The following is a 20628-nucleotide window of genomic DNA, read 5'->3' as shown; positions in this document are numbered from 1 at the left end:
ACCGGATGAAGCTGCAAGACCTCGACGTTATTGTTACCGCCCCCCCTGCGCCAGGATGGGGCGGGCGTTATTGGATCCTTGTCAAACTGACCACGGACACCGGTCTGGTCGGCTGGGGTGAATGTTATACCGCCTCCATCGGCCCCGAGGCCATGCGCCATGTGATCAAAGATGTCTTTGCCCGCCACATGCAGGGCGAAAATCCTGAAAACATTGAACGAATGTTTCGCCGTGCCTATTCGTCGGGCTTCACTCAACGTCCTGACCTGACGGTGATGGGCGCGTTTTCCGGTCTCGAAATTGCCTGTTGGGATATCTTGGGCAAGGACCGCGACCGCCCGGTTTACGCCCTGCTGGGCGGGGTGATGAACGAACGCATCCGCGCCTATACTTACCTCTACCCGCTGCCACACCATGATATGACAGCATTCTGGACCTCTCCGGAAATGGCCGCCGAAGCTGCTGCCGATTGTGTCGCGCGCGGCTATACTGCGGTTAAATTTGATCCCGCTGGCCCCTATACTATGCGCGGCGGACATATGCCCGCAATGTCCGACATCAGCCAATCCATAGCCTTTTGCAAAGCGATCCGCGCCGCAGTGGGTGACAAAGCAGACCTCTTGTTTGGCACCCACGGCCAATTTACAACAGCCGGTGCAATCCGATTGGGCAAAGCGATCGAACCCTATGCGCCACTCTGGTTCGAAGAGCCCGTACCCCCGGACAATACCGCTGAAATGGCCAAGGTCGCCAATGCTGTGGCCATTCCCATCGCTACCGGCGAGCGGCTGACCACCAAAGCAGAATTTGCCCCGGTGCTGCGCTCTGGCGCTGCGACGATCCTGCAACCCGCCCTTGGCCGTGCCGGTGGTATCTGGGAAATGAAGAAAGTTGCCGCCATGGCCGAGGTCTATAACGCGCAGCTTGCCCCGCATCTTTATGCGGGTCCCGTGGAATGGGCCGCGAACATCCATCTGGGTGTCAGCATTCCCAACCTGTTGATGGCGGAGACAATCGAAACCCCGTTCCATGACCGTCTGATCAAGAGCAGCATAAAGGTCGAGGACGGGTTCATCCGGGCACCAACCGTGGCAGGGCTTGGCATAGATGTGGACGAGGAACTGGCCCGCGCGCATCCCTACCGGGGGGACGGGCTTCACCTGCAAATGCAGGAAGACCCCTGTGATTACGTGAATGGCAATACCTTTGAAGGCGGGGCACCTTCGATCAAAGATTAAGCCCCGCGAAACCCGTCCTTGAAACCACGGTTCGGCATGAGTTTATCTGCAAGATGAAGCACAACCCCCGCCCTTCATCTTGCCTTTAAACTCAAAAACAGCGGCTGCGCCAAACGCGACATCAACGTTTATCATTGATCATTTCAAGGTATCTGGTGTCAGGTGCGTGAGGTCTCAAAGGCAGCCCAGGCCGCTTCGAACTCCGCAAAACCGATGCGTTTGCCCTTGGTGGCGTCAAGCACCACCTTTTCGGATTTGAACAACTGGCGGATTGCCCCCTCAAGGTGAGGGATCGCATCCTGCGGGATCACCACGCCACCGTGACGGTCGGCGTGGATCAAATCACCCGGCGTAACCCGCATCCCCATCACCTGCACCGGTTCATCAAAATCGATGACGTGTACAAATCCGTGGCTTGGCCCCACTGATCCCGCCAGCACAACAAAGCCATCAGGCAGATCACCAAGGTCGCGCATCACACCGTCCGTCAGCGCGCCAGTCATGCCGAACGCCTTGTGAACATTGGTATTTATTTCCCCCCAATACGCCCCAATGGCATTTGGCACATCCATGTCCTGTACCACTGCCACTGCGGGGCGCGGCCCTTCGGCCATATATTTGTAATAGGCCATGCGCCGCGCTTTGATCACCTCAGGGGACTCCGTTGGCGGATTCACCGCCTGAATGCGCGCGGTGCGGGCATAGCCGACCATGGCTGTCCCGGGTGCCGAACACTGCATCGTGCCACGGGTGAAATCATCAAACCCGCGTTTGCCCTGCGCCACTTCGATGGCATTGCAGACGGTAGGTGTGTCCACCGATTGCAGCAGTTTAAAAAGACTATCGTTCATGCGCACGCGCTCCTACTTTTTCTTGTACTTTGTGCCTTGAGCCTTTGCCCCCGGTCCGGCACAGGTGATCTGTCGCCGCCCGTATCGCGCAGTCAACCGCCCGACCCCAATTGCCGGCTTAGAAAGTCCAGCCAGTTCTCATGGGCCAGTTTCGCAATCAACGCTGCGCCATAGCCGTGACGTTCCATAGCGCCGATCAACTTGGGCAAATCAGCAGCCGAGGCGATGCCCTGCGGCAGCGGTGCGCCGTCAAAATCCGAACCGATCCCCACATGATCCTCACCTGCAACCTTCATCATATGATCCAGATGGCGCAGACAGTCATCAAGGTTGGCTTGCGCCGTGGTCCAACCGTCATGGTTCAGGAACATGCTGGCAAAGTTCAGCCCCACCATGCCGCCGGTTTCGCCAATCGCACGCAGCTGTGCGTCGGTGAGGTTGCGCGCGTTATTGGCGATGGCACAGGCGTTGGAGTGGGTCGCCACCAGCGGTGCCCCCGCTTCGCCTACGTCCCAGAACCCCTTCATCGTCAGATGGCTGGTGTCCACTGTCAGCCCCAGTTCCAGACAACGCGCAACCAGACGTTTGCCATCTGCTGTTAGTCCCGGTCCGGTATCCCCGTCACTGCCATGGCGAAACGGCACCCCATGTCCGAAAACCGTAGGCCGCGACCACACCAACCCAAGTGACCGCAGGCCCAACGCATAGAGCGTATCAAGCGCCAACAGGTCGGGCCCGATACAATCCGCCCCCTCCAAATGCAGAACACAGGCCAGCGGTTTGTCGAGAAAACTGCGCGCAAGGGTCTCCGCATCCGTACAAATCCGCAGATGCCCCGCTGCCTGAAGCTGATGGGCGATGCCTGCTTGGCCAATGGCCGCTACAAGGGCTGTGCCTTGCTCCAGCGCTGCGGGCAGCGGCACATCCAATTCATCCTCAGCAAAAGCATCAAAGGTGAACGGTTTGCGCTGCTGCGGCGAGAAGAGGGCAAAGAACCCGCCCCCCAGCCCTCCTGCCCGCGCCTGCGGCACGTTGATATGCCCGACAGGACGGGCAAAATCGACCACCGGATCGGTGCTGCCGCACCATAATCGGCCCAGCGCGTCGTTATGCCCGTCAAAAACCAGTGTCACATCAATCGCCTGTCCACGTAGCACCGGCCGCGTCTTCCGTGGCAATCACATGGTACAATGCGGCCTCACCGGTCATGGCAGGGACAACACTATGAGCAAGGTTTTCGGGTACCGACATCGTATCTCCGGGCGCAAGCGTCGCGCTGCCGCCGTCCCAATCGACACGCCAGTGTCCTTTAACCGGCATGAGGACCGAGGGGCGCTTGTGGCTGTGTTTTTCATCGGTGGCACAAGCGCGGGTGATCAATTCAATCTCGAAACCGGGCTTGTCCCGGATGATACCGTTTTCACCGATCACCTTGCAGGGAGCCCCCGACTGCGTCAGCGCCAGCATGTCCAGATAGCGGCGTACGTAGCCCCCCACCACCTGCATCGGGCTGGGGGTATCGACCTGATCCAGTTCCGCTTGGCTCAGCAAGGGCATCGGTGCCACACCTTCCGGCAAGTTCTCGCCTTTTTTGCTGTCATAAAGCTTGCCATTCTCGCCCAGCACCAGACCATGGGCGGCGGCATCCTTGATCACATGCGGAGCCCAGATCACACCGCCCCCGGCATCATCTCCGCCAAGAACCGCCATGATCATCCCGTAATCGGTGCCAATGTTTTCGAACCCGCGAAAGATATTGGTCGGGATGTTAAAGATATCACCTTCCTCAAGGATCACCTCGCCAGCGTCGCCATGTTCACCCCAGAAAAAGCGCCAGCGGCCCGACAAGATAAAGAACACCTCCGCCGTGCGGTGGTTGTGCAGTGAGTTGCGGCATTTCGACGGTTGGCCGGCGGCCCCGATGTTGAATCCGTGCGGAATGGTGATGTGAACGTGCTGATCGGGGCTTTCTGAAACGCCACCCCCGATGATGGTAAAGTTTTCCTTTTGGTCGCTGCCCGGTGTGTGGGCGTCGATAAAGGCTGTCTTGCAGGGGCGCAGATCGCCGTAACGCACGATCCGGGATTGCATGTCTTGAGGTGTCATTGGGTTAATTCCTGAAAAATTTAAAAAGGGTGTCCTAGCGCAAGACACTCTCTGAGGGCGGGCGCAGGTTCAACCGGCGCGCCCGACGGCTGCCCAAATGGCCATGCAACGGGGCAAGGGTTCTGGCCCGTGCAATCATCTGCGGCCCTCCAGCGCCGTAAGCCGCGCGCGCAATGCGGCGTTCTCATCCTCAAGCCGCGACAGCTCGGGCCCCACCAGCGCGGTCATCTCCTGCGTGTCAAATCGCGGCGTAATAAACTGCGGACAGTTCCAATCCCACGCCACAACACGGATGGTCATCACCCGCTGAACGCGGCCCTGTCCTTCGGTGGCCATGTGTTCGACCAGATCGGGCACATCTTCGGCCTCCTGCATCATCGCATGGCCTTGCAGTTTCAAACGCGCTTTGCGGGCGTAATCCATGGCAAAAACCGAAACGCGATCCTCACCCGCCAGATTGCCTTTGGTGATCAGCTGCCGGTTGCCAAGATAATCCGCAAACCCGATGGTGAACGGGTCCAATACCTTGAGGAACCCCGCAGGCCCGCCACGGTGCTGCATGTAAGGCCAGCCGTCACTGTTCACCGATGCGATATAGACCGAGGTGCGGGAGGTCAGGAACGCCTGTTCATCCCCCCCCAAGGGTTCATCCTGCTTGGCCGCATAGCGGCTGTCATATTTCCCCAGACTGCCGATGCGGTCCTGCTCGGCGCGTACCGCAGCCGTGAACATCAGATCGGCGTAGGATGTCATTGCCCTGCTCCCACTTTACCCTGTTTGCAAGAGGATCTGTTTCCAGACCATCGCCTCGTCGTAGATCGTGTATTCCCGCCGCAGGCCCCATGGCCCAAATTCTGCATGGCTGATGCCCAGCACATAAACATCCTTACCCGTTGGGGTGCCAAAGCTGCCCCAGCCGTCATGTTTGCCGGTAAGTGACCAGCGCACAGCAGCACGGGGTGGCATCAGGGGGTCGTCACGCCCAATCACATGGTCGATCTGGAACCGGGCATTGGGGAACGACGCCCGCAGCCCCATCCAGAATGCGTCAACCGAATCGTGGCTGTGCCCCGTCATCCCGCCGGGATATTCGGTGACCACAGCGCGGTCGTATTCGGACGGGATCAACGCCATGTCAGCCCCCATGATACCGCTGAGGATTTCCGCGTATTTCGCGCCCCATTCATTCTCGTTGCCGCGCCCCTTATAGGGTCCTGGCTGGTCAATCGCGGGGGTTAGTGGCCTGATGCAAGCCTCCGGCCCGCCTTCCCGCTCAATCAGATCAGCAGCGTATTGCTTGGGCTCCCAGCCCATCCGCCGTACAATCGCGCCTTGATCGCGGATCAACCATTCATCATTGATCTGGTTATTGATGGCATGACAATCGGCCATGATACGATAAACCAGCTTTTTGCCCGTCGCCGCTCCATACATCCCGTCGTTCATATGCGTCGCCGTTGACAACAAGCGGTGCGAGGACAGCATTCCCTCCTCCGGCGTACCGGACCAAATCACATCCTCACCCAACAAAGTCCTGTCGGGGAATTCAGCAAGCGTCGCCATCGTGGCACCGATCACCGACTGGTTGCCGATCACCACCGATCCGGGGCTGCGCACGACAATATCGTCGCTGTAATATTGATGCAGGGTTGCAATACCCCGATCTTCCCAAATCTCTTTGGTAATACCGATGATATAGTCGGGGAAGTTTTCGAATTTCGGGTCAAATCCCTGCATGGTCTTGTCCTTCGGGTAGGCGGGCAGAGCCGCGAATAATAAGAGGGCCGTCAATGCAAATTCGCCGTGGCGGCGTGTCGATATCGTCAATGCGGGTCATCAGCAGGTCGATGGCATTCTCCACCATGATATTCGCCCGCTGGCGCACAGTTGTTAGGTCATAGCTGGCCCAGCTGGCCAGCGGCACATCGTCATAGCCAACCACAGACACATCATCAGGAATGCGGATGCCCAGTTCGAACCGCAGTACATCCATCACCGCAAAGGCCATGTGATCATTGGCCACAAAAACCGCATCCGGCGGATCATCCCGGTCAAACATCTCGCGGGCGGCTTCTTTGGCGCTGTCAAAGTGGAAGTTTCCCACGGTACGCGCGACGATCTTTGCCCCCGCCTCCATCAACGCCCCCTTGAACCCGGCCTCGCGGTCGATCTGGGTAGAGGCCCCTTCCCAACCGGCAATATGCCCGAATCGACTGTGCCCGCCTGCCACCAGAAACCGCCCCAGACGCGCGCCCCCCGCCATATTGTCAGAGGTCACCGAAGAAAGCCTGTCGTCAAATTGATCCCGGTTAAACAGGACAATGGGAATGCCGGCATCTTCGCAACGCCGCGTTAAGTCACTGGAGACACCGACCGAGGCGATGACGATCCCATCCACCTGATAATCCAACAACTCGTCAATTACGGTCTGGGTCGCCGCGCTGTCATTGGAAGCCATGAAAACCAACACGTGATAGCCCTGCTCCTGCAAGGATTTCGACAGTTTTTCAATCGCTTCGGGGTAAAACTGGTTCTCCAGATAGGCCACGACCAGCCCGATAATGCGGCTGCGCCCGGTAATCAGGCTGCGCGCCAGCACATTCGGACGATAGCCCAAGGCCCGCGCCGCCGTCCGCACCTTTGAGGCGGTGGCCGGGCTGACGCTTGCGCCCGGGGTAAACACGCGGCTAACTGCCGAGCGGCTGACGCCTGCCAATGTCGCCACATCAAGAGAAGTCACCTTAGCCATCAATCCGCTGTCCAGCCGGCGTCGACCATCATCGCCGTCCCCGTTACCATCGCAGAGGCATCCGACGCCAAAAACAACGCCGCCCCCATAATGTCTTCGACTTCGGCAACACGGGGCAGCTTGATCTTGTTCATAATCCAGGCAAACCGTTCGGGATTGTCAAACGTCGACTGCGTCAACGCCGTGCGCACAAACGTCGGACAGATCGTGTTAATCCGGATGCCCGCCTTGCCCCATTCCACCGCCATCGCCTTGACCATCCCCTCCACCGCATGTTTCGAGGTGCAATAAACCGACCGGTCAATGCCGCCCACATGGCCCATCTGGCTGGAAATGTGGATGATTGACCCCGGTTTGCCCGCAGCGATCATGCCCTTTGCCGCTTCTGCCGACAGAAAATAGGCCGCCCGCACATTGACATGCATCACCGCGTCAAAATCTTCAGGGGTTGTGTCAACCGCTGACGCATGCCGGGCCATTCCGGCGGCATTTAACACCACATCAAAGGCGTCCTCTCCCTGTAACGCAAGCTGCAAGGCGGACAGATCCGCAATGTCCAGCACCAGCGCCTCGCCGGACAGCCCTTCCGCGCGCATGGCATCGGTCAGCCCCTCCAGCATATCAGCACGCCGCGCGGCGCAAACCACATGCGCCCCCGCCTGCGCGAGGGCCGCCGCACATCCCAAACCAATGCCCGAGGAGGCCCCGGTGACCAGCGCCCGCTTGCCAGTCAGATCAAAAGCCGGGGTTTTAGGAAGGCTCATCACAACGCAACTCCTGTCTGGGGATCAAACCCTGCACGGGCTTTGTTAAACTCACGCATCCGGGCAAAGACATCAACGCCGATCTGGTGATACATATGCAGCAGATCAACCAACACCCAGTTCTCCCGGATCAATCCGTTCTCCACCCGCCAGAAATCAAGCGACCGCATTTCGATCTTTTTGTCTAGCGGCGGAATGCCGAGCCAGCCGTCATGCGTAATACTCTGGTACATATCCGGCCACCCGGTCACAGCGGCAAAATTGCGATCACCGAAGAAATGATAGGTAATCTCGTCCACGTATTTGCCGCGGTCCGGCATCCCGTTCAGAAATGGAATTTGGTGCCAGTTGCGAAAGCCCGCCTGCCCACGCCCCGTGCCGATCCCCGATGGTCCATACCACGACATGCGCGGATGCCAGAACCGGTCCATCTCCATTACCTCAGGGCCACCCTGCGCAGGGTGCTTCTTGAGGTACTCCAGCATCTCGACAATATGCGCACAGGTCGCTGCGCCCGCAGCCACATCATAAGGTCCGGGCACAATCCCGTCATTGCTCGCTGGGGCCGGCACATGCCACTCGCGCCCCAGCGATGGCACCATCGGCCAAGCCCCCGCCTGCATCATCACCTCGGGAATATCCCAAAGCGCCTGCATCTCGACGATCCTGCCATCCAGCACCCGATAAAACTCGTGAAACCGCATATGCACCAGATGCCCCGTCGCCGGAATATCCAGCCACGGTCCTGCAAAAGTTCCAGCAAAAAAACCGCCGCAGCCAACCCAGTCGGCCCCCTCGCCGTCAGGCCCCGCCATCACAATGTGGTCGCGCCGCTCCAGATCGGGCACCCCTTTAAACAAAGGCACAAACACCTTGTCGACAAAAGCATCCACACCAGCGGTGGTTTCAAACGGAAACGCCAACCGAAAGACAACATCCGGCGCACAGATTTCGTGCAACACGCGCCGCACTGCCGCCACGTCAAAATCATACATCGCTCCCCGCAGCGGGGCGATCAGCTCCTTATGAGCGCTGGGTCTATCCAATTTTCATCTTGCCTTTAAATTCCGGAGAGCGCGAGAGGCAGAGCCTCTCGCAGATCGCATCGCGATCTACTCCACCACATCCTGAACAGGGGCCCCTTCACCGTAAGGCACGTTCACCCCGCCATACCGCCGCACCCGCACGTTGCACTGCTCAGCATGTCCGACAAACCCCTCCAACATACACAACCGCGAACCATAAGCCCCGATTTCCGCAGCCGCTGCATCGGTGGTAATCTTCTGGTAAGAATGTGTTTTCAGGTACTTCCCAACCCAAAGCCCACCGGTATAACGCCCCGCCTTTTTTGTGGGCAAAGTATGGTTGGTGCCAATCACCTTATCGCCGTTGGATACATTGGTCCGCGGCCCCAGAAACAACGCACCATAACAGGTCATTTTCTCAAGGAACCAGTCATCGCGATCTGTCATCACCTGCACATGCTCGGAGGCGATGTCATCGGCCATCATCAGCATCTCGTCATATGTGTCACAAACGATCACCTCGCCGTATTCCTCCCAAGACACCCGCGCCGTACCTGCCGTCGGCAAAATTTCCAGCAAACGTTCAATCTCCAGCAAGGTTTCATCGGCCAGCTTGCGCGAATTGGTCAGCAACACGCAGGGGCTGTTATACCCATGCTCCGCCTGCCCCAACAAATCCGTGGCGCAGATCTCTGCGTCGACGGTTTCATCCGCGATCACCATGGTTTCGGTGGGCCCTGCGAACAGATCAATACCAACCCGGCCAAACAGCTGTCGTTTGGCTTCTGCCACAAAGGCGTTACCGGGTCCTACCAGCAAATGCACAGGATCAATTGTTTCCGTTCCAATCGCCATGGCACCGACCGCCTGAATCCCGCCCATGACATAGATTTCATGCGCGCCGCCCAGATGCATCGCGGCGATGACTGCTGGGTTGGGTTCGCCATTGAACGGGGGCGTGCAGGCAATGATGCGCGGCACACCGGCAACGCTTGCCGTGGCCACCGACATATGGGCCGATGCCACCATCGGAAACTTGCCACCGGGCACGTAACACCCCACCGATTGCACGGGAATGTTCTTGTGGCCCAAAATCACACCGGGCTGCATTTCAATTTCGATGTCCAGCATAGAGTCGCGCTGCGCCTGTGCAAAACGGCGTACATTTTCCTGCGCAAACTTCAGATCTTTCATATCTTGCGGGGACACCCGCGCCATCAAAGCGTCAATCTCATCCTGCGACAATTTGAAGGACGCAGGTGAATAATTGTCGAACTTCTCTGACAGGGCGCGCACCGCCGTGTCTCCGCGGGTCTCAATGTCTTTCAACGTCGCTTCGACAACACCCCTTGTCTTGGCATCGTCATCACTGCGTTCCGCGTCAGATTTTCCGCGTTTCAGATAGGTTATCGCCATTTCTTTATACTCTCAATTATCAGGACGCGGTGGAGACTTCTCGCCGCGATCAAAGGCTTCCCAGCCTTCTCCGGCAAAAACATCGACCCCCAATTGTGCCAGCACATGGGGGAAATCAACCATCACCCAATTGTCCTCGATCTTGCCGTCGCTGACCTTCCAAAAATCCATATAGCGGATTTCAATCCGTTTGCCGGTGGGAGCGACCCCCATAAACGTGCCCGAATGGGTTGCCTCTTGCCGGCCAAAGGCCGCGGCCCATTCGCCCATGAACATGCGTGCCTCATCGACACAGACCTTATCAGAAAACGCCGCCTGAAACGGGCGTTGCCAATTGTCCTGAAACGCCTGCAACCCGGCTTTGGTGCCGCAGCCGGTATTGCCCATCCACCGAAAATTCTCGTGGAAGAACGCGCCGATGCCATCAATGGTGTGGTCATTCAGGCCGTCCACCATGCCCTCGATCACAGCGCGGGTTTGGGCTGTTTTTGACATATCCGTATCGCGTGTCAGCATGGCTTGTTCGGGGCGGGAACCTTTCATATCAGGCCTTTCTATTGTGGGAAGAGGTGGACCGGGGCCAGCCCCGGACCCCGGAGTTTATCTGCAAGGTAAAATTGTTTCTGGATCATCCTTTGACCGCTCCTGCGGTCAGGCCACTGACGATCTGACGTTGAAAGACCATGACCAGCAAAAACAGGGGCGCGGTGATCGACACGGCAGCGGCCACGGCTTCGACTTGATCTGTGGTTGTGGTTTCACGGTTAAAGTAACCCGCAATCGCAGGCACCATTGTCTGATTCTGGGCATCCAGTAGCAGGGAGGTGACAAGAAAGTCATTGTACCCCAGAAGAAAGCTGAACAGGCCCGTGGTGATCACGCCCGGCCACATCACCGGCATGATCACGCGGCGGAAGGCTTGGAAATGGGAACACCCGTCCACCCGTGCGGCCTCGTCCAGCTCTGCCGGAATGTTCTGAAAGAAGCTGCGCAGCATCCAGATGGTGAAGGGTTGGTTAATCGCTACCAGTACCGCAATCACCGCCCAGGGTTGCCCATATAGCGTCGGTGACAGATCACCAAAGATTGGGCGCAGAATTTCCGCCGAGTTGATGAACCACGGCAGATAACCCGCCACCAGCACCGAATGCGGCAGGGCCCGGAAAATCAGCGCGAGGATCAGCAGCCAAAACGCCAGATCGGACTCCGAGCGTGCCAGACCATAGCCCGCCAGCGTGCCAACGGTCAGCGAAATTGTGACGACACCCGCTGTCACCAGCATGGAGTTCATGAAGTTGCGGTAAAATTCGTTCTCGCCCCAGACGGCGACGTAATGTTGTGTGGTCAGACCAAGAACCGGTTCGCCCAGAACACCAGTAAGCGCATTCAGCGGCGCAAGTACCAGCGGCAACAGCCCGAAGAACACCAGCAGGAACACAAGAGCATAGGCCGTCGCCCCCAGCAGCCAGCCGATGACGCGCCCGCTGCCTGTGCTGTAGCGTGCAACCCACGTCGGCAGCCGTGTGAACATCCAGCGGATGGCAAAGAACAGCACAATCAGCCCCAGAGCAATGTCGATGACCGACAGCCCGTCACCCCGGGCAAGCGTATTGGGGCCAAAGATCACATCCATCGGACTTTGTGCAAAAGCGTCAACCGGTGACTTCACGCTCATCACTGCGATCCACAGGATCGGGAAAGCGGCGACGATGCACCAGAACAGAAGGAAGGCATTTGACGATAAGCGCAGGGCGAGCGACTGGCGCATGGCTTTGGATGTATTGCTCATGAGTGTGCGCTCCCTTTGTGGTCCCGCCATGTACGGCGTAGTGGCAGGATCAACAGAAAGACGATCCCGATCATGGTGAGCATGGCACTGGCCGAGGCCCGCGCAATCGCCCGGTTACCCGCATCGTCTGGCGTCAGGAAATCGACCGTCAGCCATTGCAGAGAAATAACATGCGCCTGCGACCGGAAACCAATGATCTCGTCGAAGACACGGTAGCAATCCATCAGGTGGATCAGCGCGATAAAGACAATCAGCGGCATCAGATGTGGGATGATCACATGGCGCAGACGTTCCCAGCGGGACGCACCATCAATCACCGCAGATTCCAGCGTGTCCATATTCACGGTTTGCAGACCGGCATAGAAAATCACAAAAGCAAAGGGCGCAACATGCCAGACGCGATAGAAATACATCAGCAATTCGATTGTCCACGACTGGGCAAACATCGAAATATTAGTGCCACTCCATTGCTCCATCATCGCCGTCAGGATGCCATCCCCCACAAACAGCCAATAGATCGACAGCGATCCGATCACCGGTGTGATGATGAAGGGCAGAAGCGAGACAAAGATCACCGGGCCGCGCACGGCACGGGCAGCATTGTTCACCGCCAGCGCAATCAACAGCCCCACCCCAATGACCAGCGGCAGCGTGAGCAAGGTAAACATCAAAGTAAACCGCAGCGCCTTCCAGAAATCGATTTGCAGGATATCTGCCAAACGGCCCGATGACAGCGCTTGCCACACCTTGTCCATCTGCAAAACATTGCGATAACTTTGCAGGCCGACCCATTCGGTGGTGGTCTGGATTTTCCCGTCCTCACCGATCACCGGCAGGGTTTTCAGCTCAGTCACACAGGTCTGGGTGATAAATCCGGGGGTGCAGGTCTCGACTTCAAGCTGCTGCATCACCGGCTGGGTAATCTGGAAAGACTGGATAAACACCGACACCAGCGGCAAAGCGATGAATAAGATCATCATAAAGACGGACGGTGCCACAAAGGCAAAGAAGGTTTTGAAATTCATGACTTCCGCTCTCTTTTGATGGTTTGAACAGGCGCACAGACGGGCAGCCGGACGCCCACAGAAACCGGTAGGCGCGGCAAGGATCGGCAGGCCGGAACAAAACCGGCCTGCTTCATTTTGGTTACTTCAACACGCCAGCTTCTTTGGCCGCAGTTGTGTAGGCTTCCTCGATCGCAACAAGGGTCGCTGCGGCATCTCGTTCACCGGTCAGGAACGCAGGGATTTCATTGCCAAGCACAGTGTGCAACAGGCCCATCTGGGTTGTGGATGGATAGGCCGGAGGGGCCGGATTGGCCGTTGCCGTGGCGATGGCACCCTGTGACAGCGGGCCGGGCTGAAACCCTTGAACCAGCCAGATCGCGGCATCATTGTTGGCCTGAACCATATCGCTGTCCATGCCTTCCATCGCCAGCTTGAATGCTGCATCGGCTTCTGCATCAGTGATATTTGCCGCCACGACAATGCCGTCCCACCAAAGGGTCGTTGCAGGGGCCCCGCCTGCCATTGCAGTAGGGGCTGCGGCCATCTTTATCTTGCCCGCAACTTGGCTTTCGGCCTCGTCATTCATCGCTGCCGCGCGCGACGCCCAGAGGTTTGCCATGGCAATCTTGCCCTGCTGGAACTGCTGCTGCACATAGGTTGAATCGCTCACCAGAACCTCGGGATCCATAAATGCCAAGCCGGCCTTCATGGTTTCAAGCGCTTTAAGCCCGGCGTCAGAGTTCACTCCTGTGGTATTGTCATTTTTGAACAATGCGCCGCCGAAACCCGGGTACATGTTCACGAATTCCTGTGCCAGGTTCCAGCCGGATTTCATTGTCGCACCAAGCGGATAGTCGACGACACCGGCGTCCTTGATCTTGGCCGCCGCGGCATAGACCTCGTCCCAAGAGGTCGGCGTGGCGATATCCAGATCAGCCAGAATGTCCTCGCGGTACATCAAGTGCTGGGTGTTCACCATCATCGCCACGGCCATGATCTTGCCGTCGATGCGGATCAACTGGTTCGGCGACAGGTTTGCCCCGTATTTCGCAACCAGATCGTCCAACGGACGGATGGTTTTCGCATTCAACAACGGGGTTACCGTGCCGTTTGAAACGCCGCCCAGATGATACAGCGACGGGTTCGCCTCAAAGGCCGCCGGCTGTTTGGTGCGGAACTCCTGATCCAGTTCGGCTTTGAAGTTGCCGCATTCAGACATCGCATCAGCAACCGCTTTCCATGCTTCAAAGCCGGCGGACAACATTTTGATTTCTGTGGTATTCTCATAGGAACACGCGGCAAATGCCGAACTTCCCATCACACTGATTGCACCCGCAAGTGCCAGTCTCTTCAATGTCATTTTGCAATCTCCCTATTGCGTTTTCCGGATGCACCTTGCGTGGGCGCATCTCTTCTTCTCTCGAAACTATCCGGCAGTGATCCGCGCGCCCGTGGCCTTGTCGAAAACGTGACAAATGCTTGGTGGCACAGAAAATGAAACCGCATCCCCGATCTCCGCCCGGTATTCTTTATGCGCCTTGACTGAAACCATCTGCCCGCCGGCCTTGACCGCCAGCATAACGGCATCCCCCAGCAATTCGATCGTGTAGATCGGCGCGTTGATCTGCGCGGCACCTGACGTGACCTCGGCATCTTCAGCGCGGAACCCTAATGTCACCTCGCCGTCCGCCGCGGTCAGCCCTTCGATCCGCACATTGGCTCCTTCAAAGACACCATCTTTGATCACCCCGTCCATCAAGTTCATCGCGGGCGATCCAATAAAAGAGGCTACAAAAGTATTCGCGGGATTGTCGTAAATTTCCGTCGGTGTGCCGACTTGCTGAATTTTGCCCTGCTTCATCACCACAACGCGGTCAGCGAGGGTCATTGCCTCGATCTGGTCGTGGGTCACATAAACCGTTGTCACCTTCAGCTCATGGCTCAAGTTCTTGATTTGCGCCCGCGTGCTGACCCGCAGCTTGGCGTCAAGATTGGACAGCGGCTCATCCATCAAAAAGACATTCGGTTCGCGCACAATGGCCCGGGCCAGAGCGACGCGTTGACGCTGCCCGCCTGATAGTTCCGCAGGTTTGCGATGCAGGAAATCATCCAACTCGACCATCGCCGATGCCCGCCGCACCCGCGCATCATGGGTGGCAGGATCAACCTTGCGCACTTTCAAAGGGAACCGGATATTTTCGTAGACGTTCATATGCGGGTAAAGCCCATAGGACTGAAAAACCATCGCAACATCGCGGTCTTTCGGATCCAGATCATTCACCACCTTACCGTCGATGATGATCTCGCCTTCGGTGATATCTTCCAGACCGGCAATCATCCGCATGGTTGTGGTTTTCCCACAGCCCGACGGGCCAAGAAGCACCAAGAACTCTTCGTCTGCAATTGTCAGGTCAAAATTCTTGACCCCGACAAACGCGCCCCAACGCTTGTTGATATTGCGCAGTTGAATTTCAGCCATGCTTGCCTCCCTCAGCCGATCCGCATCGGCCCCCGCTAGACAGTCGAACAAGCGCCGGCATTAAGCAAGAGATTTTTGCACACGTGTGCAAATTTATCGTAGGTGAAAAATTTTTATGCTAGATCAATACCTTAACGGAATTCCCTCGAGCAGGGTTTCAACTTAAAACAGCCCCGTGACCGGTAAACCGATTCGAACGAGGGCTATTTTACCGCGCCAACAATGCCTGCGCCGCGCTCACAATGCCCTGCCGTGATGGCAGCGTCGCACCATAAGCCGGACCTGTGGCGACAAAGCTGTCCTCTGCCGTCAACCGTGCAAACTTCGCCACACCCGCCTCAGCCATCAGCGCCATCAGCGCCTCGGCCTGCCCGCCAGTGCGGCGGCATTCATCCACAATCAAAACCGACCTTTCGCCAATTGCCTCAAACAGCGCCGCCTCTGGCAAGGGCGCAAGCCAACGCAAGTCAATGACCCGCGCTGCAATCCCTAGCACCGCGAGATCCTGTTGTGCCTGACGGCTCAGGAAATGCCCGTTGCCATAGGTCACAATCGCCAGTTCCTTGCCCGCGCCATGCACCCCAACACTGTCCAGACCAATCCGCTGGTCCGGTGACGGGTAATGCCGCATCCACCCGCCATCACCGGCGTCCAACAAGTCGCGCATCGGATAAAGCGCAATCGGCTCAACAAAAATCACCACCCGCTGCTCTTCGCGCGCCAGACGGTGACACTCGCGCAGCATACAGGCCGCCTCATCCCCTGTGGATGGGCAGGCGATGATCAACCCCGGAATGTCGCGCAATACCGCCAATGAGTTGTCGTTGTGAAAATGGCCACCGAACCCCTTTTGATACCCCAATGCGGAAATCCGCACGACCATCGGATTGCTCCACTGTCCGTTGCTGAAAAACGGCAAGGTCGCCGCCTCGCCGCGCAGCTGATCTTCGGCGTTGTGTAGATAGGCAAGAAACTGGATTTCCGGCATCGGGACAAACCCGTTATGCCCCAGACCAATCGCAAGCCCCAGAATGCTCTGTTCATCCAGCAGCGTGTCGATCACCCGCGCCGGACCGAACCGCGCGTGCAGCTTCTGTGTGACACCGTAGTTGCCGCCTTTGCGCCCCACATCCTCGCCCATCAACAGGGTTTCGGGATGTTCCAGCATCAGATCATGCAGCGCCCAGTTGATCAGCCGAGACATCGGTTGTGGTTGCTCGATCTGCGCCATATCGCTGCCAAATACCGCGGCGCGCTGCTCGGCGCTGGGTCCGTTGCCGGCGGCGACCCTGCGCTTGGGCGGGATCAAACTGGCCATCACCTCCGCAGCATTTTGCAATCTCGGCGTCTGCACCATCTCTTCGGATGTGTCGGCGACCTGCTTTAACGTGTCGACATAAACCGCCAGAGCCTGCTCTTTCGTCGCCATCCCCAAGGTAACCAGACCACGTGCCGAATAAAGCAACGGATCATGCGCTTCGTCCGCTTCAACCTCGGAACGCGGCAGGTATGAGGTCACAACATCCGGCCCTGCATGCCCATAAAGACGCACAGTGCGCAGATGCAGAAACGCCGGCTTACGGTGGGTCCGCACCCAATCCGCTGCCGCCTGTGCCGCTTGAACAGCCGCAAAAATATCCAGCCCGTCGGCCTCAAAGTACTTGATCCCGGGGCGCGCCGACATTGTCGCCTTCACCCATCCGGTTGGTGTCTTGGTCGAAATGCCGATCCCGTTGTCTTCGCAGACAAACAACAATGGCAAAGGTACCCCCTGAACGGCCGTCCAGCCTGCCGCATTGATTGCCCCCTGCGCTGTGGAGTGGTTCAACGAGGCATCCCCGAAGGAACACATGGCAATACCATCCCGCGCCAGAATGGCATATTCTGGACAGTTGCGCCGCGCGAGGGTGATCGAATGCGCCGCGCCCACCGCCTTGGGCAGATGGCTGGCAATGGTTGAGGTCTGCGGCGGTATCATCAGGGGCCGCGATCCCAATACCTTGTGCCGGCCGCCGCTTGTCGGATCCTCAACCGAACAGGCAAAGGACAACAACATATCGCGCATCATATCCGCCTGCCCGGCCTTGGCCGCCCGCGCAATCTGAAACGCCGCATCTCGGTAATGCAAAAACGCGATATCATCGACCCGAAGGGCGTGGCCCAACGCCGCCATGCCTTCATGCCCGGACGAGCCAATGGTGTAAAACCCCTGCCCGGCCTTCTGCATCACCCGGCTCTGCACATCCAGCGCCCGCGACAAAACCTGCGCGCGATATAGCCCCAATGCAGTATTTGCATCCAATTCGCCGGTCTCTGTGTCACCTGCGGGAAAATCCCCTGCGGCGACACGCCGGAGAAAATTGTCATGTACGATTGCAACTCGGTCCATATCACCTTCACGTAAAAATGCAGAGGCCCGTGTTGCCCACGCGCCCCTGCTTCATCTTGCTTATAAACTCATTACGCGCTTGCGCGTAAACGACATCAGAAAAATGCCTGAAGCCCGGTTTGTGCCCGTCCAAGGATCAAGGCATGCACGTCATGCGTCCCTTCATAGGTGTTCACCGTCTCAAGGTTGACCATGTGGCGGATCACTTGGAACTCGCCGGAAATCCCGTTGCCGCCGTGCATGTCACGGGCGTGGCGCGCCACTTCCAGCGCTTTGCCACAGTTATTGCGCTTCACAATCGACACCATCTCGGGGGCCGCGTTGGCCTGATCCATAAGGCGCCCAACCTGCAAAGACCCCTGCAAACCCAGTGAAATCTCGGTCATCATATCGGCCAGCTTTTTCTGGAACAGCTGCGTCTGCGCCAAAGGCTTGCCAAACTGTTTGCGGTCCAGCCCGTATTGACGCGCCGCGTGCCAGCAGAATTCCGCAGCGCCCATCGCGCCCCAGGAAATGCCATAGCGGGCACGGTTCAGACAGCCGAATGGCCCTTTCAGACCAGAAACATGTGGCAGCAGGGCGTCTTCGCCAACTTCCACGTCTTTCATCACGATCTCGCCAGTGATTGATGCCCGCAGGGACAGCTTGTTCCCTACTTTCGGCGCGCTCAGACCTTCCATGCCTTTTTCCAGAACAAAGCCGCGGATCTTGCCGCCATGCTCTTCGCTCTTGGCCCAAACCACAAACACATCTGCGATCGGCGCGTTTGAAATCCACATCTTGGTGCCGGTCAGCTTGTACCCGTTTGCTGTTTTCACAGCCCGTGTTGTCATGCTGCCCGGATCGGAACCCGCATCAGGCTCGGTCAGACCAAAACACCCGATCCATTCGCCGGAACACAGTTTCGGCAGGTATTTCTTGCGCTGCTCTTCCGACCCATAGGCATAGATCGGATACATAACGAGGCTGGCCTGCACAGACATCATTGAGCGATATCCACTGTCCACACGCTCCACTTCGCGCGCAACCAGACCATAGGAAACATAACCGCCACCCAGACCGCCGTATTCCTCAGGGATGGTGATCCCCAACAGCCCCATGTCGCCCATCTCTTTAAAGATACCAGCGTCGGTTTCTTCGTTTGCAAAGGCATCCACGATGCGCGGCTGCAACTTTTCCTGCGCATAGGACGCCGCAGAGTCACGGATCATCCGTTCATCTTCGGTCAGTTGCGTATCAAGACGGAAGGGGTCGACCCAGTCAAAGCTTCCCAGATCGGGGGCATCTTTGGCGCGCAGCGCAGGGGTTTCGGAGGTCATGGCAAATCCTTTCAAAGCATGTGCAGTTGCGGGCCTTATTGCAAATCCGGCGGCAAAAGACTATCGCAGCTTTGTCCTGAATGTATGAGAAAAAGTCATATGATAGCGCCCCGCCGTTTCCTGCCCTCGATCTCCGCCCTACTTGCTTTTGAAGCGGTTGCGCGACTGGGCAGCGCCACTGCCGCCGCACAGGAACTCTCCCTGACCCAAAGCGCGGTCAGCCGTCAGCTTAAGACACTTGAAGAGCAACTGGATGTCGCCCTGATCATCCGCAAGGGCCGGCAACTGGCCCTGACCAAGGCGGGGCAGACCTATGTCGTTCAGGTGCGCGAAATTTTGAACCGGCTCGGGCAGGCCTCGGTTTCGCTGCGCACCAACCCGACAGGTGGTTCGCTGAACCTTGCTATCTTGCCGGCCTTCGGAATGCACTGGCTGGCCCCACGGCTGCGCGATTTCGCCCGCGCCCACCCGGAGGTGACGGTCAATCTCAGCACAAGATTAAGACCTTTCGCCATCGCCGACAGCCCTTTTGATGCTGCGATCCATTTCGGTCACGAAGACTGGCCCGGTGTGCAGTACCTGCCCCTGATGCCCGAAACCGTGGTGCCGGTTTGCGCCCCCGATCTTCTGGATGCCCCTCTGACTCAGGCGCAGGACATGCTGTCCCACCCCCTGCTGCATCTGGAAACCCGCCCGCGGGGCTGGGCCCGTTGGCTCGCCGCCCTTGGCGTCACTGCCGATCCGCCGGCGGGCATGGTGTTTGACCAGTTCTCGACCATGGCCCAAGCAGCAATTCACGGCCTCGGCGTCGCACTTTTACCAACCTTCTTTGCCGATCCCTACCTACGGGACGGGCAATTGATCCTTGCCTCGGCGCAAACCACGCAGAGCATTGGCAATTATTATCTTGTCTGGCCACAAGACCGTGACGAGGGGGCCGCCCTAACCTCTTTTCGCACTTGGCTGACCGGTCAGGCCCAAACCGACGATCCGGACCCGGAAGAAGTACAATAATTCGCCCCCCTGATCATTTTCCCGCACGATTTCGGACATGATTGCCAAATTTTCGCCGTATTTACCATTTAGTGAAAATCCCATGTGACCGGGTGGGGCCGTTACAAGGAGCATTCCAATGCTTAAGTATTCACGCAAGAGCGCTCTCGCTTTTGCTTCTGCTCTGAGTCTTTTGGCCAGCACGGCACAGGCCGAAGAGCATGTCGTTCTGGTTCTGGACGGCAGCTATTTTCCTTCACTGGTCTATGCAAGCCCGGGGGATACCATCGTATTCCAGAACGACAGCGACAACTCGCAAACTGTCAGCGGACCCGAAGGCAGCTGGACATCCGGCCCGATGAGCCCCGACGCCGAGTATAGCCTGCAACTTGAGGAAACGACCCCGCTTACCTTTTCCGGTGAAGGGTCAGACGGCGAAATGGCCGAGGGCGAGATCAGCTATGCCTCAGCGCCCGGCGCATCGGAGTAATCCCCGCGATAAC

At 57.9% G+C, this 20628-nt stretch carries 19 protein-coding genes; 3 read left to right on the top strand and 16 right to left on the bottom strand.

What is annotated here, in order from left to right; genetic code table 11:
- Positions 1–5: 5 nt before the first annotated feature.
- Positions 6–1238 carry a mandelate racemase/muconate lactonizing enzyme family protein gene (locus HKX44_RS15005; protein WP_276152174.1) on the top strand — a complete coding sequence of 411 codons (1233 nt, stop codon included), beginning with the start codon at positions 6–8 and terminating at the stop codon, positions 1236–1238.
- Between the two features lie 158 nt (positions 1239–1396).
- Here HKX44_RS15005 and HKX44_RS15000 read toward each other — a convergent pair whose 3' ends face one another.
- The 16 genes from HKX44_RS15000 to HKX44_RS14925 form a co-directional block, all read right to left on the bottom strand.
- Positions 1397–2089 carry an RraA family protein gene (locus HKX44_RS15000; protein WP_276152173.1) on the bottom strand — a complete coding sequence of 231 codons (693 nt, stop codon included), beginning with the start codon at positions 2087–2089 and terminating at the stop codon, positions 1397–1399.
- 92 nt (positions 2090–2181) lie between these two features.
- Positions 2182–3246 (bottom strand): membrane dipeptidase, encoded by a 1065-nt coding sequence (locus tag HKX44_RS14995; protein WP_276152172.1) that lies wholly within the window; start codon positions 3244–3246, stop codon positions 2182–2184.
- A complete protein-coding gene (locus HKX44_RS14990) occupies positions 3224–4195 on the bottom strand; it encodes a cupin domain-containing protein (protein WP_276152171.1) in 972 nt (323 codons plus the stop codon). Before HKX44_RS14990 ends, HKX44_RS14995 begins: the two co-directional genes overlap by 23 nt.
- 135 nt (positions 4196–4330) lie before the next feature.
- Positions 4331–4948 (bottom strand): pyridoxamine 5'-phosphate oxidase family protein, encoded by a 618-nt coding sequence (locus HKX44_RS14985; RefSeq protein WP_276152170.1) that lies wholly within the window; start codon positions 4946–4948, stop codon positions 4331–4333.
- A gap of 15 nt (positions 4949–4963) precedes the next feature.
- Positions 4964–5932 carry a nuclear transport factor 2 family protein gene (locus tag HKX44_RS14980; protein ID WP_276152169.1) on the bottom strand — a complete coding sequence of 323 codons (969 nt, stop codon included), beginning with the start codon at positions 5930–5932 and terminating at the stop codon, positions 4964–4966.
- Positions 5919–6944, bottom strand: a complete 1026-nt coding sequence (locus tag HKX44_RS14975; protein ID WP_276152168.1) for a LacI family DNA-binding transcriptional regulator — start codon at positions 6942–6944, stop codon at positions 5919–5921. The genes HKX44_RS14980 and HKX44_RS14975 overlap by 14 nt, the downstream gene beginning before the upstream one ends.
- A complete protein-coding gene (locus tag HKX44_RS14970; protein WP_276152167.1) occupies positions 6944–7708 on the bottom strand; it encodes an SDR family oxidoreductase in 765 nt (254 codons plus the stop codon). The genes HKX44_RS14975 and HKX44_RS14970 overlap by 1 nt, the downstream gene beginning before the upstream one ends.
- A complete protein-coding gene (locus tag HKX44_RS14965; protein ID WP_276152265.1) occupies positions 7708–8703 on the bottom strand; it encodes an ester cyclase in 996 nt (331 codons plus the stop codon). Before HKX44_RS14965 ends, HKX44_RS14970 begins: the two co-directional genes overlap by 1 nt.
- A 117-nt stretch (positions 8704–8820) precedes the next feature.
- The gene (gene hisD, locus HKX44_RS14960) at positions 8821–10149 is read right to left on the bottom strand and encodes a histidinol dehydrogenase (RefSeq protein WP_276152166.1); all 1329 of its coding nucleotides are present in this window, start codon (positions 10147–10149) and stop codon (positions 8821–8823) included.
- Positions 10150–10161: 12 nt separating this feature from the next.
- Positions 10162–10692, bottom strand: a complete 531-nt coding sequence (locus HKX44_RS14955; protein WP_276152165.1) for an ester cyclase — start codon at positions 10690–10692, stop codon at positions 10162–10164.
- Between the two features lie 85 nt (positions 10693–10777).
- Positions 10778–11938 (bottom strand): carbohydrate ABC transporter permease, encoded by a 1161-nt coding sequence (locus HKX44_RS14950; protein WP_276152164.1) that lies wholly within the window; start codon positions 11936–11938, stop codon positions 10778–10780.
- The gene (locus HKX44_RS14945) at positions 11935–12963 is read right to left on the bottom strand and encodes a sugar ABC transporter permease (protein ID WP_276152163.1); all 1029 of its coding nucleotides are present in this window, start codon (positions 12961–12963) and stop codon (positions 11935–11937) included. The genes HKX44_RS14950 and HKX44_RS14945 overlap by 4 nt, the downstream gene beginning before the upstream one ends.
- A gap of 121 nt (positions 12964–13084) precedes the next feature.
- The gene (locus tag HKX44_RS14940; RefSeq protein ID WP_276152162.1) at positions 13085–14305 is read right to left on the bottom strand and encodes an extracellular solute-binding protein; all 1221 of its coding nucleotides are present in this window, start codon (positions 14303–14305) and stop codon (positions 13085–13087) included.
- Positions 14306–14371: 66 nt separating this feature from the next.
- Positions 14372–15424, bottom strand: a complete 1053-nt coding sequence (locus tag HKX44_RS14935; RefSeq protein ID WP_276152161.1) for an ABC transporter ATP-binding protein — start codon at positions 15422–15424, stop codon at positions 14372–14374.
- Between the two features lie 208 nt (positions 15425–15632).
- Positions 15633–17813, bottom strand: coding sequence for a thiamine pyrophosphate-dependent enzyme (locus tag HKX44_RS14930; RefSeq protein WP_276152160.1), 2181 nt, complete (start codon positions 17811–17813; stop codon positions 15633–15635).
- A gap of 95 nt (positions 17814–17908) precedes the next feature.
- Positions 17909–19132 carry an acyl-CoA dehydrogenase gene (locus HKX44_RS14925; RefSeq protein ID WP_276152159.1) on the bottom strand — a complete coding sequence of 408 codons (1224 nt, stop codon included), beginning with the start codon at positions 19130–19132 and terminating at the stop codon, positions 17909–17911.
- 99 nt (positions 19133–19231) lie between these two features.
- On the opposite strand from HKX44_RS14925, the gene HKX44_RS14920 reads away from it, so the two are divergent.
- Both HKX44_RS14920 and HKX44_RS14915 read left to right on the top strand, forming a co-directional pair.
- Positions 19232–20146 carry a LysR substrate-binding domain-containing protein gene (locus HKX44_RS14920; protein WP_276152158.1) on the top strand — a complete coding sequence of 305 codons (915 nt, stop codon included), beginning with the start codon at positions 19232–19234 and terminating at the stop codon, positions 20144–20146.
- Positions 20147–20264: 118 nt separating this feature from the next.
- The gene (locus HKX44_RS14915) at positions 20265–20615 is read left to right on the top strand and encodes a hypothetical protein (RefSeq protein WP_276152157.1); all 351 of its coding nucleotides are present in this window, start codon (positions 20265–20267) and stop codon (positions 20613–20615) included.
- Positions 20616–20628 lie beyond the last annotated feature (13 nt).

It is taken from the genome of Sulfitobacter sp. M05 (assembly GCF_029285175.1).
Taxonomy (GTDB): Bacteria; Pseudomonadota; Alphaproteobacteria; order Rhodobacterales; family Rhodobacteraceae; genus Sulfitobacter.
Note: the sequence above shows the minus strand (reverse complement) of the source record. Positions and strands in the feature narration are given on the sequence as shown.

Excerpts from the sequence above, each read along its gene's own strand:
- HKX44_RS14940 (WP_276152162.1), bottom strand. The coding sequence starts at position 14,305 with ATGACATTGAAGAGACTGGCACTTGCGGGTGCAATCAGTGTGATGGGA.
- HKX44_RS15005 (WP_276152174.1), top strand. The coding sequence starts at position 6 with ATGAAGCTGCAAGACCTCGACGTTATTGTTACCGCCCCCCCTGCGCCA.
- HKX44_RS14970 (WP_276152167.1), bottom strand. The coding sequence starts at position 7,708 with ATGAGCCTTCCTAAAACCCCGGCTTTTGATCTGACTGGCAAGCGGGCG.
- HKX44_RS14945 (WP_276152163.1), bottom strand. The coding sequence starts at position 12,963 with ATGAATTTCAAAACCTTCTTTGCCTTTGTGGCACCGTCCGTCTTTATG.
- HKX44_RS14980 (WP_276152169.1), bottom strand. The coding sequence starts at position 5,932 with ATGCAGGGATTTGACCCGAAATTCGAAAACTTCCCCGACTATATCATC.
- HKX44_RS14935 (WP_276152161.1), bottom strand. The coding sequence starts at position 15,424 with ATGGCTGAAATTCAACTGCGCAATATCAACAAGCGTTGGGGCGCGTTT.
- HKX44_RS14990 (WP_276152171.1), bottom strand. The coding sequence starts at position 4,195 with ATGACACCTCAAGACATGCAATCCCGGATCGTGCGTTACGGCGATCTG.
- HKX44_RS14915 (WP_276152157.1), top strand. The coding sequence starts at position 20,265 with ATGCTTAAGTATTCACGCAAGAGCGCTCTCGCTTTTGCTTCTGCTCTG.
- HKX44_RS14925 (WP_276152159.1), bottom strand. The coding sequence starts at position 19,132 with ATGACCTCCGAAACCCCTGCGCTGCGCGCCAAAGATGCCCCCGATCTG.
- HKX44_RS14965 (WP_276152265.1), bottom strand. The coding sequence starts at position 8,703 with ATGTATGATTTTGACGTGGCGGCAGTGCGGCGCGTGTTGCACGAAATC.
- HKX44_RS14985 (WP_276152170.1), bottom strand. The coding sequence starts at position 4,948 with ATGACATCCTACGCCGATCTGATGTTCACGGCTGCGGTACGCGCCGAG.
- HKX44_RS14955 (WP_276152165.1), bottom strand. The coding sequence starts at position 10,692 with ATGAAAGGTTCCCGCCCCGAACAAGCCATGCTGACACGCGATACGGAT.
- HKX44_RS14920 (WP_276152158.1), top strand. The coding sequence starts at position 19,232 with ATGATAGCGCCCCGCCGTTTCCTGCCCTCGATCTCCGCCCTACTTGCT.
- HKX44_RS14930 (WP_276152160.1), bottom strand. The coding sequence starts at position 17,813 with ATGGACCGAGTTGCAATCGTACATGACAATTTTCTCCGGCGTGTCGCC.
- HKX44_RS15000 (WP_276152173.1), bottom strand. The coding sequence starts at position 2,089 with ATGAACGATAGTCTTTTTAAACTGCTGCAATCGGTGGACACACCTACC.
- HKX44_RS14950 (WP_276152164.1), bottom strand. The coding sequence starts at position 11,938 with ATGAGCAATACATCCAAAGCCATGCGCCAGTCGCTCGCCCTGCGCTTA.
- HKX44_RS14975 (WP_276152168.1), bottom strand. The coding sequence starts at position 6,944 with ATGGCTAAGGTGACTTCTCTTGATGTGGCGACATTGGCAGGCGTCAGC.
- hisD (WP_276152166.1), bottom strand. The coding sequence starts at position 10,149 with ATGGCGATAACCTATCTGAAACGCGGAAAATCTGACGCGGAACGCAGT.